Origin of the sequence: Aquisalimonas asiatica (assembly GCF_900110585.1) — a bacterium.
Taxonomy (GTDB): domain Bacteria; phylum Pseudomonadota; class Gammaproteobacteria; order Nitrococcales; family Aquisalimonadaceae; genus Aquisalimonas; species Aquisalimonas asiatica.
The window spans coordinates 629493-645680 of record NZ_FOEG01000002.1 but is presented as its reverse complement, the minus strand read 5'-3'; the positions used below and the strand labels follow the sequence as shown (position 1 = coordinate 645680).

The 16188-nt window shown below is 66.7% G+C and carries 18 protein-coding genes and 1 other RNA gene; 14 read left to right on the top strand and 5 right to left on the bottom strand.

Annotated elements, in window-relative coordinates; genetic code table 11:
• The first annotated feature begins 20 nt into the window (after nt 1-20).
• Genes hisG through hisC form a run of 3 tightly spaced genes read left to right on the top strand, consistent with a single transcriptional unit; the run spans nt 21 to nt 3077 of the window.
• On the top strand, nt 21-662 hold the full coding sequence (gene hisG / locus BMZ02_RS07695; RefSeq protein WP_091641647.1) for an ATP phosphoribosyltransferase: 642 nt from the start codon (nt 21-23) through the stop codon (nt 660-662).
• A 14-nt stretch (nt 663-676) separates the two neighbouring features.
• Nucleotides 677-1990, top strand: a complete 1314-nt coding sequence (gene hisD, locus BMZ02_RS07690; RefSeq protein ID WP_091641644.1) for a histidinol dehydrogenase — start codon at nt 677-679, stop codon at nt 1988-1990.
• Nucleotides 1977-3077, top strand: a complete 1101-nt coding sequence (hisC, locus tag BMZ02_RS07685; protein WP_091641642.1) for a histidinol-phosphate transaminase — start codon at nt 1977-1979, stop codon at nt 3075-3077. The genes hisD and hisC overlap by 14 nt, the downstream gene beginning before the upstream one ends.
• Nucleotides 3078-3094: 17 nt before the next feature.
• Here hisC and BMZ02_RS07680 read toward each other — a convergent pair whose 3' ends face one another.
• Nucleotides 3095-4282: a S1C family serine protease gene (locus BMZ02_RS07680; protein ID WP_091641956.1), complete on the bottom strand. Its 1188-nt coding sequence runs from the start codon at nt 4280-4282 to the stop codon at nt 3095-3097.
• A 98-nt stretch (nt 4283-4380) separates the two neighbouring features.
• Between BMZ02_RS07680 and BMZ02_RS07675 the strand changes: the two genes are divergently transcribed.
• The 6 genes from BMZ02_RS07675 to BMZ02_RS07650 all read left to right on the top strand — a co-directional run bounded on the left by BMZ02_RS07675 (nt 4381) and on the right by BMZ02_RS07650 (nt 9166).
• Nucleotides 4381-5136 carry a Nif3-like dinuclear metal center hexameric protein gene (locus tag BMZ02_RS07675; protein ID WP_091641639.1) on the top strand — a complete coding sequence of 252 codons (756 nt, stop codon included), beginning with the start codon at nt 4381-4383 and terminating at the stop codon, nt 5134-5136.
• Nucleotides 5137-5446: 310 nt separating this feature from the next.
• Nucleotides 5447-6043, top strand: coding sequence for a ubiquinol-cytochrome c reductase iron-sulfur subunit (petA, locus tag BMZ02_RS07670; RefSeq protein WP_091641636.1), 597 nt, complete (start codon nt 5447-5449; stop codon nt 6041-6043).
• Nucleotides 6043-7275 carry a cytochrome b gene (locus BMZ02_RS07665; protein WP_091641633.1) on the top strand — a complete coding sequence of 411 codons (1233 nt, stop codon included), beginning with the start codon at nt 6043-6045 and terminating at the stop codon, nt 7273-7275. Before petA ends, BMZ02_RS07665 begins: the two co-directional genes overlap by 1 nt.
• Nucleotides 7275-8000: a cytochrome c1 gene (locus BMZ02_RS07660; protein ID WP_091641630.1), complete on the top strand. Its 726-nt coding sequence runs from the start codon at nt 7275-7277 to the stop codon at nt 7998-8000. Before BMZ02_RS07665 ends, BMZ02_RS07660 begins: the two co-directional genes overlap by 1 nt.
• A 58-nt stretch (nt 8001-8058) precedes the next feature.
• Nucleotides 8059-8682 (top strand): glutathione S-transferase N-terminal domain-containing protein, encoded by a 624-nt coding sequence (locus BMZ02_RS07655; protein ID WP_091641628.1) that lies wholly within the window; start codon nt 8059-8061, stop codon nt 8680-8682.
• A gap of 79 nt (nt 8683-8761) precedes the next feature.
• Nucleotides 8762-9166: a ClpXP protease specificity-enhancing factor gene (locus tag BMZ02_RS07650; RefSeq protein ID WP_091641953.1), complete on the top strand. Its 405-nt coding sequence runs from the start codon at nt 8762-8764 to the stop codon at nt 9164-9166.
• Nucleotides 9167-9173: 7 nt separating this feature from the next.
• Here the strand turns inward: BMZ02_RS07650 and BMZ02_RS07645 are convergent, their stop codons facing one another.
• The 4 genes from BMZ02_RS07645 to BMZ02_RS07630 form a co-directional block, all read right to left on the bottom strand.
• On the bottom strand, nt 9174-9767 hold the full coding sequence (locus tag BMZ02_RS07645) for a BON domain-containing protein (protein ID WP_091641625.1): 594 nt from the start codon (nt 9765-9767) through the stop codon (nt 9174-9176).
• Between the two features lie 3 nt (nt 9768-9770).
• Nucleotides 9771-10361 (bottom strand): phosphoheptose isomerase, encoded by a 591-nt coding sequence (locus BMZ02_RS07640; protein ID WP_091641623.1) that lies wholly within the window; start codon nt 10359-10361, stop codon nt 9771-9773.
• 66 nt (nt 10362-10427) lie between these two features.
• Nucleotides 10428-10781: a YraN family protein gene (locus BMZ02_RS07635; RefSeq protein ID WP_091641622.1), complete on the bottom strand. Its 354-nt coding sequence runs from the start codon at nt 10779-10781 to the stop codon at nt 10428-10430.
• Nucleotides 10778-12772 carry a penicillin-binding protein activator gene (locus BMZ02_RS07630; RefSeq protein ID WP_091641619.1) on the bottom strand — a complete coding sequence of 665 codons (1995 nt, stop codon included), beginning with the start codon at nt 12770-12772 and terminating at the stop codon, nt 10778-10780. Before BMZ02_RS07630 ends, BMZ02_RS07635 begins: the two co-directional genes overlap by 4 nt.
• 150 nt (nt 12773-12922) lie before the next feature.
• Here BMZ02_RS07630 and rsmI point away from each other — a divergent pair, with 150 nt between their 5' ends.
• The 5 genes from rsmI (at nt 12923) to ftsL (ending at nt 16184) form a co-directional block, all read left to right on the top strand.
• Nucleotides 12923-13765 carry a 16S rRNA (cytidine(1402)-2'-O)-methyltransferase gene (gene rsmI, locus BMZ02_RS07625; protein WP_139209172.1) on the top strand — a complete coding sequence of 281 codons (843 nt, stop codon included), beginning with the start codon at nt 12923-12925 and terminating at the stop codon, nt 13763-13765.
• A 30-nt stretch (nt 13766-13795) separates the two neighbouring features.
• An RNA gene (gene rnpB / locus BMZ02_RS07620) (RNase P RNA component class A) lies at nt 13796-14150 on the top strand.
• A gap of 309 nt (nt 14151-14459) precedes the next feature.
• On the top strand, nt 14460-14948 hold the full coding sequence (gene mraZ / locus BMZ02_RS07615) for a division/cell wall cluster transcriptional repressor MraZ (RefSeq protein ID WP_091641613.1): 489 nt from the start codon (nt 14460-14462) through the stop codon (nt 14946-14948).
• 13 nt (nt 14949-14961) lie between these two features.
• Nucleotides 14962-15897 carry a 16S rRNA (cytosine(1402)-N(4))-methyltransferase RsmH gene (gene rsmH, locus BMZ02_RS07610; protein WP_091641610.1) on the top strand — a complete coding sequence of 312 codons (936 nt, stop codon included), beginning with the start codon at nt 14962-14964 and terminating at the stop codon, nt 15895-15897.
• Nucleotides 15894-16184, top strand: coding sequence for a cell division protein FtsL (gene ftsL, locus BMZ02_RS07605; RefSeq protein ID WP_091641608.1), 291 nt, complete (start codon nt 15894-15896; stop codon nt 16182-16184). The genes rsmH and ftsL overlap by 4 nt, the downstream gene beginning before the upstream one ends.
• Nucleotides 16185-16188 lie beyond the last annotated feature (4 nt).

Below are 16188 nucleotides of genomic sequence, written 5' to 3'. Positions count from 1 at the left end.
AGCTGGAGAGGCAACAAGTCATGGCGGATTCGCTGACCATCGCGCTGTCCAAGGGGCGCATCCTGGAAGACACGCTACCGTTGCTGGCGCAGGCCGGCATCGAGCCGACCGACGACCCGGACCGCAGCCGCAAGCTGGTGCTGGACACCACCGACCCGGTGGTGAAGCTGGTGATTCTGCGCGCCACGGACGTGCCCACCTACGTGGAGTACGGCGCCGCCGATGTGGGTGTCGCCGGCAAGGACGTGCTGCTGGAGCACGGCGGCGAGGGGCTCTACGAGCCGCTGGACCTGGGCATTGCCCGCTGCCGCATGATGGTCGCCGGCTTTCCCGGCGCCAACGCGGGGCGGGGCAAGGTGCGCGTGGCCACCAAGTTCGTGAACATCGCCCGGCGCTACTTCGCCGAGCAGGGGCGGCAGGTGGAAACGGTGAAGCTGTACGGCTCCATGGAGCTCGCGCCCATCGCCGGGCTGTCCGACCTGATCGTGGATCTGGTGGACACCGGCAACACCCTGCGCGCCAACGGCCTGGAGCCGCTTGAGCATATCGCCGACATCAGCTCCCGGCTGATCGTCAACAAGGCGGCCATGAAGATGAAGCACCGCCGCATCAAGGCATTCACCGAGCGCCTGTCCGACGCCGTCGGCGGACGTGCGGCCTGAGAGGGGAGAGGGAGATGCTGGAGATCACGCGACTGAGCACCACCCAGCCCGATTTCTGGGAGTCCCTGGCCCGGTTGACCAGTGACGAAACCGAGACCGACGCCGCCGTCGAGAATGCTGTCACGGCCATTCTCGCGGCTGTTCGCAAGGAGGGCGACGCGGCGGTGTTGCGCTACACCAGCGAGCTCGATCGTCTCGACGCGTCCACGGTGGCGGAGCTGGAGGTCGCGCCGGAGCGGCTGCGGGCGGCGTTCGAGAGCCTGGGCGAGGAGCAGCGCGCCGCGCTCACCCGCGCCGAGGAGCGTATCCGCGCCTACGCCGAGCGCCAGCGTATGAAATCGTGGGAGTACACCGAGGCCGACGGCACCATGCTGGGCCAGAAGGTGACCCCGCTGGACCGGGTCGGCCTGTACGTGCCCGGCGGCAAGGCGGCCTACCCGTCATCCGTGCTCATGAACGCGGTGCCCGCCAGCGTGGCCGGTGTGTCGGATATCGTCATGGTCGTACCGGCGCCGGACGGCGAGCTGGATCCGCTGGTGCTGGCGGCGGCGCACCTGGCCGGCGTGACCCGCGTCTACACCATCGGCGGTGCCCAGGCCATTGCCGCGCTTGCCTACGGCACGGCGACCATCCCGGCCGTGGACAAGATCGTGGGGCCGGGGAACGCCTACGTGGCGGCGGCGAAGCGGCGCGTGTTCGGCCGCGTCGGCATCGACATGATCGCCGGGCCGTCGGAGATTCTCATCATCTGTGACGGCCAGACCGACCCGGACTGGATTGCCATGGACCTGTTCTCCCAGGCGGAACACGACGAAGTGGCGCGCGCCGTGCTGGTGTGCCCGGATGCGCTCTACCTGGATCAGGTGCAGCAGTCCATGGAGCGGCTGCTGCCGTCCATGGAACGCTCGGACATCATCCGTGCCGCCCTGGCGAACCGCGGTGCACTGATCTGCGTGCGCGATCTGGTGGAGGCGGAAGAGGTGACCAACACGGTCGCGCCCGAGCACCTGGAGCTCTCGGTCGCGCAACCGCAGAAGATGGCGGAACGGATCCGGCACGCCGGTGCCATCTTTCTCGGCCGGCACACGCCGGAGGTGCTCGGTGACTACTGCGCCGGGCCGAACCACGTTCTGCCCACGTCCGGCACGGCGCGGTTCGCCTCGCCGCTGGGCGTCTACGACTTCCAGAAGCGCAGCAGCCTGATCCAGGCGACACCGGCGGGTGCCGCCGAGCACGGGCGTGTCGCTGCGGTGCTCGCCCAGGCGGAGGGCCTGACGGCCCACGCCGAATCTGCCGCCTACCGGGTGCGGGCGCATGAGCAGGAGTGACGACCGCAACGCCCGGATCACCCGGCTGGTGCGGCCGGCCGTGCAGGCCGTGCAGGCGTATCACGTGCCGCCGGCCCAGGGCATGGTCAAGCTCGATGCCATGGAGAATCCCTACCCGTGGCCTGGCGAGCTGCGCGACGCCTGGCTGGCGGCGCTGGCGGACGTCAGTGCCAACCGGTACCCGGACCCCACGGCGGCGGCGCTCAAGGCGCAGCTGCGCCGTGATGGCGGTGTGCCCGATGCCGCCGGCCTGCTCCTGGGCAATGGCTCCGATGAGCTGATCCAGCTTCTCGCCCTGGCCCTGGGCGGTGAAGGGCGGGTAGTCCTGGCGCCGGGGCCCGGGTTCGCCATGTACCGGCTCATCGCGGCGTTCACCGGGCTGGAGTATCAGGAAGTGCCGCTGGCGGATGAGGATTTCGCCCTGGACGAGGGCGCGATGCTGGCGGCGATTGCGCGGCACCAGCCGACGGTGATCTATCTCGCCTACCCGAACAACCCCACGGGCAATGCCTTTGATGCCGCCGCCATGGAGGCCGTGATCGAGGCGGCCCCCGGCGTGGTCGTCATCGACGAGGCGTATGAGCCGTTTTGCGGCCGCACCTGGATGTCTGCCCTGGAGCGTTACGATCACCTGCTGGTGATGCGCACCGTCTCCAAGATGGGGCTGGCGGGACTTCGCCTGGGTTATCTGGCCGGCCATCCGGACTGGCTCGCCCAGCTGGAGAAGTGTCGCCTGCCCTACAACATCAATGTGCTCACCCAGGCGAGCGCAACCTTTGCCCTGGAACACGGCGACCGCCTGCGTGCCCAGACGGACAGCCTGCGGGCCGAGCGGGAGCGGCTGTTCGAGGCGTTGCAGGTGCGCGATGGCCTGCAGCAGGTGTGGCCCAGCGAGGCGAATTTCATCACGTTCCGGACGCAACCGGGGCGGGCCGGCGGGGTCCATGCGTCACTCAGGGAGAACGGCGTCCTGATCAAGAACCTCGACGGCAGTCACCCGCTGCTGTCGGACTGCCTGCGGGTGACCGTGGGCACCGCCGACGAGAATGCCCGCTTTCTCGTCGCCCTGGATGCCGCCATCGGCTGAGGCGCGCTGGCCTCGGCCTACTGGCGCCGCAGCTCCCCGGCGGTTGGCCGCTCCTGCACCGTCAGCTCCTGCTCGAACGCCTCACCGTCACGCAGCACGACGATGGAGACTGTCGTCTCCGGCGAGCGTTCGGTGATGCGCATCAGCAGGTCCTGGCTGTTGCGCAGCTCTTCGCCATCCACGGACAGCACGATGTCCCCCGGGCGCAACCCGGCCGCGTCCGCCGGGCCGTCGCGCATGATTCCCGCGATCAGCACGCCGTCCCGGGAGTCCAGTTCGAACGATTCAGCCAGGGAGCGGGTGATGTCCTGCACCTCGACGCCGGCCCAGCCGCGAATCACCCGCCCTTCCTCGATGATGCTCTCCATGACGCCCTGGGCCAGCACCGCGGGGATGGCGAAGCCGATGCCGTGGGAGCCGCCCGAGCGACTGAAGATCGCCGTGTTGATGCCGACCAGCTCGCCGTGGGCGTTGATGAGCGCCCCCCCGGAGTTGCCCGGGTTGATGGCGGCATCGGTCTGGATGAAGTTCTCGAACGTGGTGAGCCCCAGGCGGCTCCGGCCCGTGGCGCTGACAATGCCCTGGGTCACCGTCTGGCCGACACCGAACGGGTTGCCGATGGCGAGCACCACGTCGCCCACCCGCAGCTCTTCCGAACGGCCCAGCGTGATCACCGGCAGATCGTCCATGTCGATGGCGAGCACGGCCAGGTCGGTTTCCGGGTCCGTGCCGACGACCTGCGCCTCCACCGCGCGGCCATCGTTCAGCGAGACCTGGATGGCGTCCGCCCCCTCGACGATGTGGTTGCTGGTGAGGATGAACCCGCTGTCGCTGACGATCACCCCGGAGCCGAGGTTGGTGTCCGTCTGTTCCTCGTCCTGGTCGCGATCGCCGAAGAACTCGCGGAACAGCGGGTCGTCGTACATGGAGTGCTCGCCGCGCGCCACACGGGTGGCGGTGAAGATGTTCACCACCGCCGGTGCAGCCGCGTCCACCGCATCGGCGTAGGACGCGGGGCCCTGTTCACGCACGGGCTGACCGTCCTCGCCCGCCGCCGTCTCCGGCGCCTGCTGCACGGTGATCGTCCGCAGGGGTTCTCCCGGCAGGCCGAGGACCCCGGGAAAGAACCAGATGATCACGGCGGCAGCCACCATGCCGAGCAGGGAGTAGGTCAGGAGAAAGCGCATTGCGCGTCGAGTCTGCATGTCTGCGTCCGGGGCCATCAGTGTAAAATCCGTGAGACATTGTAACGGCTTGGCCGCGACGCGGAACCATCTGTCTGATCGCAAACCGGGAGAACACCATGGAGCCGGAACAGCTTGCCGCCTATGCGGATGAACTGCTCGATGCACAGGCGTTTCAGGATTATGCCCCCAACGGCATGCAGGTGCGGGGGCGGCGCCCGGTCCGCCGTCTCGTCTCCGGCGTGACCGCGTCCCAGGCCCTGCTCGAGGAGGCGGTGCGGCTCGACGCCGATGCGGTGCTGGTCCACCACGGCTATTTCTGGAAGGGGGAGAGCCCGTGTATCACCGGGATGAAGGCCGAGCGGCTGCGCACGCTGCTCACCAATGACATGAGCCTGTTCGCCTACCATCTACCCCTCGACGCCCATGCAGAGCTGGGCAATAACGCCTGTCTTGCCGCGGATCTCGGACTGACGGTGACCGGTACCTTCGAGACGGGCACGTACCGTCCGCTGGGCATGCTCGGCGAACCGGACGAGCCGGTATCGCTGGAGGCGTTCGCCGCGCGTGTGGCGACGGCGCTGGGCCGGCGGCCCACCGTGGTCCAGGGCGGCGATCACCCCGTGCGCCGTATCGCCTGGTGCAGTGGCGGCGCCCAGGGGTTCATCGATCACGTGGCGACCCTGGGAGTGGATCTCTACTTCTCGGGCGAGATTTCCGAGCCCACCGTCCACACCGCCCGGGAGTGTGGCCTGCATTACCTGGCTGCCGGGCACCACGCCACCGAGCGGGGCGGCGTGCGTGCGCTGGGCGAGCATCTGGCCGCGCGTTTCGGCCTGGACCATCACTTCATCGACATCGACAGCCCGGCCTGATGCAGGTGCATGGTGCGAACGTGAAACAGCGCGCTGAACAACGCCGCGGAACGGTGTCAAAATAGGTAGGTGAAGTGGGCGCGGGAGGGGCTTTGGCTTGACCCGGCAGGCCGGATGTCGGATCCTTGTGCGCCGTGCCAGCGGGGGTACATGGGGCGATTGTGCCTTCGATATGCGCTAGCGGCCTCCGGCAGGCGTTCTGTGCCCGGAAGGGCGATGGGATCCGGGGCGCGGCAACCCGCCACAACAGGCAGTTCGTTTTCGCAAGACACCATCGAGTCAGGTGGCTAAAACCCAGTAGGGGGCAGCAATGAATCAGGAAGGCGCGGACAAGAGCAGGCGCCGCTTTCTGACTGCGGCAACGTCCGTGGTCGGTGGAGCGGGCGCCGCGTTTCTCGCGGTACCGTTTATCAGCTACTGGCGTCCGAGTGCTCGGGCCCAGGCAGCCGGTGCCCCGGTCGAAGTGGACATTACCGGCCTGGAGCCGGGCGAGCTGATCAACGTCAAATGGCGTGGTGATCCCGTATGGCTGTTCCGTCGTACGGATCAGAACCTTGATGACCTCGAGGGGATCCGGGACCGCCTGCGGGACCCGGACTCCGATGAGCCGCAGCAGCCCGAGTATGCGCGCAACACCCACCGGTCCATCGAGCCCGAGCTCATGGTGATGGTCGGCATCTGCACGCACCTGGGCTGCTCGCCGCTGTTCCGGCCCGATCAGACGCCGGAAGGCATGGACGGAGAATGGCCGGGGGGCTTCTTCTGTCCGTGTCATGGCTCCTATTTCGACCTCGCGGGGCGTGTGTTCCGCGGCGTCCCGGCGGACAAGAACATGGAGGTGCCGCCCTACTACTTCATGGATGACGACACCGTCCTGGTGGGCGAAGACGAAGAAGGAGACGCCTGATGAGCGAGACCAGATCGGGGGGGCTGGTCGGCTGGATCGATGACCGCTTCCCGCTCACCAAGATGTGGCGCGAGCACGTCTCGGAGTATTACGCGCCCAAGAACTTCAACTTCTGGTACTACTTCGGGTCGCTGGCGCTGCTGACGCTGGTGATCCAGGTGGTGTCGGGCATTTTCCTGACCATGAACTACATCCCCTCCGGCGATCGCGCGTTCGAATCGGTGGAGTACATCATGCGGGATGTGGAGTGGGGGTGGTTGATCCGCTACATCCACACCACCGGTGCGTCCGCGTTCTTCGTGGTGGTCTATCTGCACATGTTCCGGGCGCTGATGTACGGCTCCTACCAGAAGCCGCGCGAGCTGCTGTGGATCTTCGGCTGCCTGATCTTCGTGCTGCTCATGGCCGAGGCGTTCATGGGCTACATGCTGCCCTGGGGGCAGATGTCCTACTGGGGCGGGCAGGTGATTATCTCGCTGTTCGGCGCCATCCCGGTCATCGGGCCGGACCTGGCGCTGTGGATCCGGGGTGACTACGTCATCTCCGAGGCGACCCTGAACCGGTTCTTCGCCCTGCACGTGGTGGCGGTGCCGCTGGTGATCATCTTCCTGGTGGTCGCCCACATCCTGGCGCTGCACGAGGTGGGGTCGAACAACCCCGACGGCATCGACATCAAGAAGAACAAGGACGCCAACGGCATTCCGAAGGACGGGATTCCCTTCCACCCGTACTACACGGTGAAGGATCTCATCGGTGTCGGGGTCTACTTCATCCTGTTCTCGGTGGTGGTGTTCTACATCCCGGATTTCTGGGGCATGTTCATCGAACACCCGAACTTCGAGGAAGCGAACCCGCAGGTGACCCCGGATCACATCGCGCCGGTCTGGTACTTCGCGGCTTACTACGCCATCCTGCGCGCCATTCCGGATACGTTCGGGGGGGTGCTGGCGATGGGCCTGGCGGTCATGATCCTGTTCGTGCTGCCCTGGCTCGACCGCGGCAAGGTGCGCTCGATCCGCTATCGTGGCCTCAGCTTCAAGATCGCCCTGGGTATCTTCGCTGTCGGCTTCATGCTGCTCACCTATCTGGGCACGCAGCCAGCGACCGGGCTGAACACGATGCTGTCGCGTCTGGGCACCGTGATCTACTTCGGCTACTTCATCTTCCTTTTCGTCTATACGGCCTTCGGGCTGGAAAGGACCAAGCCAGTTCCCGAGAGGGTGACGTCCTGATGAAAAAACTAATGCTAATGCTGACGTTCCTGTTGATGCCGCTGACCGCCATGGGTGAGGTGGACAGCCGGATGAGTGTCGACGTGGACCCCAACGACAAGCCGTCGCTGCAGCGCGGTGCCAAGCTGTTCGCGAACTACTGCATGGCGTGCCATGAGGCGTCGTTGATTCGCTACAATCGGATCGGGCAGGATCTGGGCATTGATGATGAGCTGGTCGAGGAGTACCTCATCTTCAAACCGGAAACCCAGATCCAGGAACAGATGACCAACGCCATGAGCGAAAGTGACGCCGAGAACTGGTTCGGCGTCCCGGCGCCGGATCTCTCCCTGACCGCACGCCGGCATGGGCCCGATTACATCTACACGTTCCTGAACCGGTTCTATGTTGACGAGGACACCATCACCGGCTTCAACAACACGGTGATCAGTGGTACCGCCATGCCGCACGCGCTGGAGTCGCTCCAGGGGCGGCAGCACCCGGTCTATGAAGAGCGGGATGGCGAAGAGGTGCTGGTCGGTTTCGAGATCGAGGAAGGCACCGGCACCATGGATGAGTCCGAGTACCGGCAGGCGACCCGGGATCTGACCAACTTCCTGGACTACGTGGCCGAGCCGATCAAGGCCGAGCGGCAGCGTCTGGGTGTCTGGGTGCTGCTGTTCTTCGGTGTATTCACGGTGCTGGCGTACTTCCTCAAGAAGGAATACTGGAAGGACGTCCATTGATCCGAACGCCGCCGGGCATGTTGCCCGGCGGCGTGCTGACAGCCCACGGGAGTGCCGAATGGCCTCAGTGAACAAGCGTTCCGTAATGACTCTTTTCTCCGGGGCGACCTGCCCCTTCAGCCACCGGGTTCGCTTTGTTCTGGCCGAGAAGGGAATCCAGGCCGAGATCCATACGGTGGATGACGATGCCATCCCCGAGGATCTCATGGAACTCAATCCCTACGGGGGCGTACCGACGCTGGTCGACAGGGATCTGTGCCTGTACGAGTCCAAGATCATCATCGAATACCTGGACGAGCGGTTCCCGCATCCGCCGCTGATGCCGGTGGACCCGGTGACCCGCGCCAAGGCGCGACTGGTGCAGTACCGGATCGAGCGGGACTGGTACGGCCTGATGCAGCAGCTCGAGTCCGGGGCCGCCGAGGCGCCGGAGCGGGTGGCCCAGTCGCTGCGCGAGGAGCTCACGGCTGCGGACGAGCTCTTTGCCCAGGATGAATGGTTCATGAGCGAAGAGCGGACGGTCATGGACGTGGCGCTTGCGCCACTGCTGTGGCGGCTTCCCCGGCTCGGGGCCGACCCGGGCGATGCGGCGCCTGCACTGCAGGCGTACAGCGAGCGGCTGTTCGATCTCGAGGTGTTCAGGAACAGCCTGACCGAGTCCGAACGGACCATGCGTGGCTGACGGCGGTAGCCGCGGCTGTATCGTGCACACGAATAATTCCGGGTCCGACCCGGGGAGTCTGATGGTGATGGATGCCCCGATGACGCCAAGTCGTCCCTATCTGATCCGCGCCCTGTACGACTGGATCATCGACAATGACCTGACCCCCTACCTGCTGGTGGATGCCACGCGGGAGGGCCTGCGCGCGCCCATGGAGTTCGCGGACAAGGGGAGGCTGGTCCTGAACATCTCCGAGCGGGCGGTGCGGGCGCTCGAGCTGGGGAACGAACAGATCGCCTTCAGTGGCCGGTTCGGTGGTACGCCCCTGGACGTGGAGGTGCCGGTGCGTGCGGTCATGGCCATTTATGCCCGCGAGAACGGTCAGGGCATGCTGTTCAACGACACCGACGATGATCCCCCGCCGTCCGGTGATGGCGACGGCGAGCAGTCCACGGACAACCAGGCCCAGACTTCGCGCCGTCCGAACCTGCGCGTGGTCAAGTAACCCGCTTTCAGTCGACGTATTCGAAAGCGCGGACCACTTCGCGAACACCGGCGATGCGCCGTACCTTCTCCGTGATCGCCTCGGCTTCGTCCCGGGTGACGCGGCCCATGAGGTAGATGCGGCCGCGGTTGGTGATCATGTAGACCCGGTCGCGGTCCAGGTCCTCGGGTTCGTTCAGGGACAGCAGGCGCGTGGATGCGCGGGCGCTGATGAAGCGGTCCCGGCTGCGCGCGAAGACAGAGCTCATTTCGGCGATGACCAGCTCGTTGTGCACGTGTCGCGCGCCGCTCTCTTCCCGTGCCAGTCTGGCGATCCGCTGGCCGACCTCCCGTGAGGGCACCTCGCCGGTCAGCAATGCGATGCCCTCGAAGACCGTGACGCGAATATTGGACGCGTGCCTGAGGTCGTCGTCGCTGAGAATTTCCGCCTGGATCCGAGACCGGATGCGCTGATCCGACAGACGGTCCATGAACGACCGGCTGTCCAGGGCAGCTTCCGTCTCGGCATCTCCGTTGTCGCCGGTTCCCGCGCAGCCCGCAACGGCCAGGGACGCCCCGAGCAGCAGAGCGATGGTGGCAGCGCGGTAACGCCGGTTGGCCATGGCTTAGTCGCTACCGAACAGCGACCGGTCAATGAGATCGCACAGGCAGTGGATCACCAGCAGGTGGACCTCCTGGATGCGCGCGGTGACGTTGGACGGGACCCGGATCTCCACGTCGGTCTCCTGGAGCAGACCGGCAATGGGGCCGCCGTCCTTGCCGGAGAACGCCACCACGTGGACGCCCCGCTCGTGTGCCGCCCGGATGGCCGCGGCCACGTTCGGTGACTGGCCGCTGGTGCTGATGGCCAGCAGCACGTCGCCGTTCTGCCCGAGGGCGCGAACCTGTTTCGCGAAGACTTCTTCGTAGGCCTCGTCGTTCGCGATGGAGGTCAGCGTCGAGCTGTCCGTGGTCAGGGCAAGGGCCGGCAGACCGGGGCGCTCCATTTCGAAACGGTTCAGAAGCTCGGAGGAGAAGTGCTGGGCGTCCGCTGCCGAGCCGCCGTTGCCGCAGCTGAGAATCTTGCCGTCGCGACTCAGGCACCGGACCATGAGCTCCCCTGCATCGACAATGGCGGGCGCGAGGGCGTCCATGGCCATCTGCTTGGTGCGGATGCTGTCGTGGAAGTGCTGAATGATGCGGTCGTGGCTATCCATCGGGTGTCTCTGTGTTGGGTCGGTTTCGCGGCGAATGTAGCACTGCCTGCAGGTTGCTGCACCTGCTCAGGCCGCATCGAAGGCGTTGGTGATCCACTCCAGGGTTTCGCCCGTGATGGCGACGACGTCGAAGCGGCAGGGGCGGTCGAGCCGGTGGCGCTGCAGATACGTGCTGGCCGCGTGGATCAACCGCCGCCGCTTGGTTGCGCCGATACTCTCGAGCGCGCTCCCGTGGGTTGCGTCCGCGCGGTAGCGCACCTCCACGAACACGAGGACGTCGCCGTCCTCCATGATCAGGTCGATCTCCCCGCGACGGGCGTGGGCGTTGCGGTCCAGCAGGCGCAGCCCGTGCGCTTCCAGGTGGCGGCGGGCGGCCTCCTCGGCGGTCTGGCCGCTCTCCCTGCGGCTTGAATCCGTCACTCGTCGAACTCGTCCAGTTCGTCCAGCCCGTCGCGGGCATCGATCCCATCGGTCTCGGCCGGCACGCCGGCGCCGTTGGCGTCGTCTTCACCGACGGTGTCCAGCCCCGGTAGCCGGGGGGCGTCGTCCTCTTCCAGCTCCAGCCTCTCCACGCGGCCGCGGTGGAAGCGGGCCGGCATGACTTCGCGCTGCACCTCGCCTCCATCACTGATCCGCAGCAGCCCCGTGGCGCCCTCGAGGCGCTCGCCTTCGTTGTTGCGCATGGTGGCCAGGTAGGGAATCAGGCGGTGGGCATCGGCGCCCAGTGCATACAGCGGCGCATGCTGCTGGACACGTCCGTCCCACGCCGTGACCAGCGAGGTGCGTGTCGGTGCCAGGCGGTCACCCTCACCGAGCATCCACGGCATGTCGAAGAAAACCACGCCGGCCATGTCACGGTCGGCGGCCACATCGTCACGGCCACCCCAGGCGTGGGATGTGGCCATGACCGGGAGATCCAGTGCGTGGTGGAAACGCAGCTGGGGCCGGATCAGCCTCGCCTGGCGGGGGAATGCGCCCATGAAGATGACGTCCACATCCATCCGTCGCCGTGGCTCGAACTCCACCGAGCGGCTAATGGTCTGCTGCAGCCGCCGCTGGCGCTGGCTGCTCTCGTCCAGGGCGAGCATCCGCCGAATGGGCAGTGAGAAATCGGTGCGGTCGCTATCGTAGCGCTCATGGGCGAGCACGGTGCCGCCGTTGTCTTCGAACTCCTCCGCGAAGGCGTTGGCAACCCGGCGCCCCCAGTCGTTGGAGGGCACCAGCATCACGGCATGCCGCTGCCCGCCAGCGAGGGCGTGTCTGGCGGCCTGACGGGCCTCGTGTTCCGGTAGCAGACCGAAACGGAAGAGGTTTCCGGGCAGTTCATCGCGATCCCCCGCGCTGTTCAGCGCCAGCATGGGCACGGGCAGCGACCGGTTCCCTGCAAACACGGACACCGCCGGGCGGGTCAGGGGGCCGATGACCAGGTCCGAGCCGCCCTGGACGGCGTTCATGTAGGCGGCCCAGGGGTCGTCACCGTCGTCGCCGATGTCATGCACCCGGACGTCCGGCCCCTCGTCGCCCTGCTCCAGCCGTGCGGCGAGAAAGCCATCCCGGACGGCGCGGCCGGAGTCGGCAAGGGAGCCGGACAGTGGCAGCAGCAGGTCGACCCGCTCCGGCCGCAGGACTTCATCCCGGTAGCGGGCCATGATGTCGTCGGCGATGGTCTCCGCTGCCGGGTGATCCGGGAAGCGTTCCCGCCAGAGCTCCACCGCCTCTTCCATGCGGGTCGGGTCCAGCCGGTAGTTGCGCACCAGGAACGTCAGCTCCAGCCAGCCGCCATAGACATCCGGTGCAGGCGGCATGGTCTCGCGCAGGCGCCGCATGGGGACTTCAGCGAGCGCCTGTTGCAGGCGGTCGCGATTGCGGTCAAGGCGGTCACCCTCCGGCAGGAGTTCCTCCAGCCCGGCGCGTGTCTCGGCGCTCTCGAGCAGCCGCCCGACGCGGTACAGAGCGTCGGCACGGACCTCCACCAGGTCCGCCGCACGCCCGGTTTCGCTGGGCAGGCGTTCGTCCACGAGCTCAAGGCTGCGGTCGTAGTCGCCGTCCGCCATGGCAGCCCGTGCCAGGACCACGTTGCGGAAATCGATGATGGCATCCGGCGTGTCTTCCGTGATGGGCACGTCCTCGGCCATGCGTTCACCGCGTCCCGGCTCGCCGGAATCCACCAGGGCGGCTGCCGCCATCAGGGTGTACTCTTCGCGCAGCGGAGACTCCTCCGCTTCCGCCGCCTCCAGGAAAGACGCCACGGCGGTGTCGAAATCGCCACGGGACAGGGCGTCCTCGGCGGTCTCCACGGCCGGGTGGCGGTCCGGCTCGTCGGGCCGGGGTGCGCAGGCGGTGAGCATCGCCAGTAGCAGGATCATGGCGACGCGGGCTGTCCACCGCGGAAACTGGTCGTGCATCTGCATGGATGATCCGTCACTATCGGGTGGAAAATCGCGGTTGGCGGTCCGTGCCGGAGTCGCCACGATCGCAGTCTCAACCCTGCCGCGCACGCGGCCGAAAGCTGTTGTACTGCAGGGTCTTCGAGTCTATCAGCAACGCTGACAGGGGGGAATGTGTCGCCGCAACCGGGCACCTTGTATGTGGTCGCGACGCCCATGGGGAATCTCAGGGACATGACGCCGCGGGCCGTCGATGTCCTCGGTGAAGTGGATATCGTGGCCGCCGAGGACACGCGTCACAGCGGGCGACTGCTCGCCCATTTCGGTGTTCGCGCGCGTCTGCTCAGCCTGCACGAGCACAATGAGGACGAGCGCGTTGATACCTTGATGAACCGGCTGCAGGCGGGCGAGCACATCGCGTTGATCAGTGATGCGGGTACGCCGCTGATCAGTGATCCCGGGTTTCGCGTGGTGCGTGCGGCGCACCGGGCCGGCATCCGGGTCGTGCCGGTGCCCGGCGCCTCCAGCCCCATTGCTGCGCTGTCGGTCTCCGGCCTGCCCACCGACCGGTTCTGTTTCGAGGGGTTTCTGCCGGCCCGGGCCGGCCCGCGTCGGCGGGTGCTGGAAGGGCTGCGACAGGAGCCGCGCACGCTGGTCCTGCTGGAGTCGTCCCATCGTATCGAGGGGGCGCTCCGGGATCTGGTGGCGGTGTTCGGGGCGGAGCGGCAGGGTGTGATCGCCCGGGAGCTCACCAAGGCATTCGAGACGGTACAGTCTTTGCCGCTCGGCGAACTGCTCGGCTGGCTGCAGGCGGATGACAACCAGCGTCGCGGCGAGTTCGTGCTGGTGGTCGAGGGTGCGCCGGACGCGGATGTTGACCAGGCCGAGCAGGATCGGGTTCTGGGGCTCCTGCTGGCCGAGCTGCCGGTCAAGAAAGCGGCGGCCGTCGCCTCCGGTATTCTCGGGGTGCCCCGTAATGCGCTCTACCAGCGTGCGCTCGCGCTGCGTGATCACTGAACCCGCCACGGGCGTGGTACCATCGGAGCCGGAGTTGGCCAGACAGTCGCTGCCAGCCAACAGCTGGCGGAGGAAAGTCCGGGCTCCACAGGGCAGGGTGCCAGGTAACGCCTGGGAGGCGCGAGCCTACGGAAAGTGCAGCAGAGAGCAGACCGCCGATGGCCCTTCGCGGGCACAGGCAAGGGTGAAACGGTGCGGTAAGAGCGCACCGCGCGCGTGGTAACACGTCGTGGCACGGCAAACCCCACCCGGAGCAAGACCAAATAGGGGGGCGATGGTGTGGCCCGCACCGCTCCCGGGTAGGTCGCTTGAGGCGTGCGGTGACGCGCGTCCCAGAGGAATGACTGTCCACTGACAGAACCCGGCTTATCGGCCGACTCCTTTCCCATTCCCGGCGCCGGGCGCCTGCCGACCCGGCGGGCGCCCGGGTGCTTCCATGCAGCCTGCTCAGGCGCTTTTTCCTCGTTATTCCCGTGCATGTCGCCATTTAATGGCGCTTCTTTTCCGCGGTTCTCTCCAGAGTCGGGTAACACGCTGATTTTCTGATTGTTCCTTTCGCGCTCGAATCGTCGTTCAGCGGCGACACGGTGTGTTTCTTAAGTCATTGTCTCACAAGAAAGAATCGCTCTCTTTAGCTTGACACGTGGGAGACGCGCTCCCTATAGTGTGGCGAAGTGGGATGAAGTGGCACAAAATGGATCAAAAGGGGGTCTCGGGGGATAACGTGTTTCGGGTCCGGGGGGTTTCCAATCTCAACCTCGATACGAAGGGGCGCATGAGCTTTCCCAGTCGCTTTCGCGACCGGCTCATGAGCTTCTGCGAGGGTGAGGTCGTGGTGACTGCGGATCCCGAGCGGTGTCTGCTGGTCTACCCGTTGCCCGAGTGGGAAGAGGTCGAGAACAAGCTCATGGCCCTGCCCACGCAGAACGCGCATGCGCGATCCCTGCAGCGGCTCTATCTCGGCTATGCCACCGAGGCCCAGCTGGACGGCAGTGGACGCATTCTGCTGCCGCCCCCGCTGCGCGAGTTCGCCGGGCTGGAGAAGCACGTGGTCCTGGTTGGCCAGGGCAAGCGGTTCGAACTTTGGGATGAGAACGCCTGGAATGAACAGTTCGACACGTGGCTGTCGGCGGCTGCGGACAAGGAGGGGATGCCGGAAGAGCTCCAGCAGCTCTCTCTGTGATCCGCGCTGAGCCATGGCTGCTGAACACGAACACCGGCCGGTGCTGCTGGCCGAAGCAGTGGAGGCGCTCAACGTGCGGCAGAGCGGTCTGTATGTCGACGGAACCTTCGGTCGCGGCGGTCACGCCGCCGCGGTGCTGGAGCGCCTCGGCCCCGACGGCCGCCTCTGGGCCCTGGATCGTGATCCGCAGGCAGTAGCGGCTGCCCGCGACCGTTTTGGCGGTGATGCCCGTTTGCGGGTGCATCACGGGCGGTTCGCCGAGATGGCCGATGTGCTGGACGCCGACGGTGTCGACACCGTGGACGGCATTCTACTGGACCTGGGCGTGTCGTCGCCGCAGCTGGATGATCCGGCGCGGGGCTTCAGCTTCCTGCACGAAGGGCCGCTGGACATGCGCATGGACACCAGCCGCGGCCCCACCGCCCGCGACTGGCTGGCGTCGGTGGACGAGCGGGAGCTGGTCCGCGTGCTGCGTGTATACGGGGAAGAGCGCTTCGCCAAGCGCATTGCCCGTGCAGTGGTCCGGGCGCGGGAGGCAGGCGAACTGCCGGCGACGACCGCCGCGTTCGCGTCCCTGGTGAGCGAGGCCGTCCCCTATCCGGACCGTCACAAACACCCTGCGACACGGACGTTTCAGGCCGTCCGCATTGCGGTCAACGGGGAGCTTGACGACCTGGAGGCGCTGCTCGAGACGGTCTGTGACCGGCTCGCCCCCGGTGGGCGGCTCGTGGTGATCAGCTTCCATTCGCTGGAGGACCGGATCGTCAAGCGTTTCATCCGTGGAGCCGGCGAGCAGCGGGATCTGCCGCCGGAGATCCCCATCGTGCCGGAAGGGCTCAGGGCGCGCCTCAAGCCCGTCGGCAAGGTGGTGCGTGCCTCGGAAGACGAGACACGCGCGAACCCGCGGGCGCGGAGTGCCGTCATGCGCGTTGCGGAGCGGTTGCCGTGAACGGCTCGGTGCTGTGCGCGTTGTTGCTCGCCGCGGCGACGGCCGCCTCGGCCGTGCTGGTGATCTACAGCCAGCACCAGAGCCGGCTGCTGTTCGCCGAGGTGCAGGAGCTCAACCGCGAACGAGATGCCCTGGATGCGGAATGGGGCATGTTGCGCCTGGAACAGGGCGCCTGGGCGACACACGGCCGTGTCGAGCAACTGGCACGGGAAGAGTTGGACATGGTCATGCCCGGCGCGGATGACGTCATCATTCTGCGGCGCACCGGCCGGGAGCAGAGCCGGTGACCGA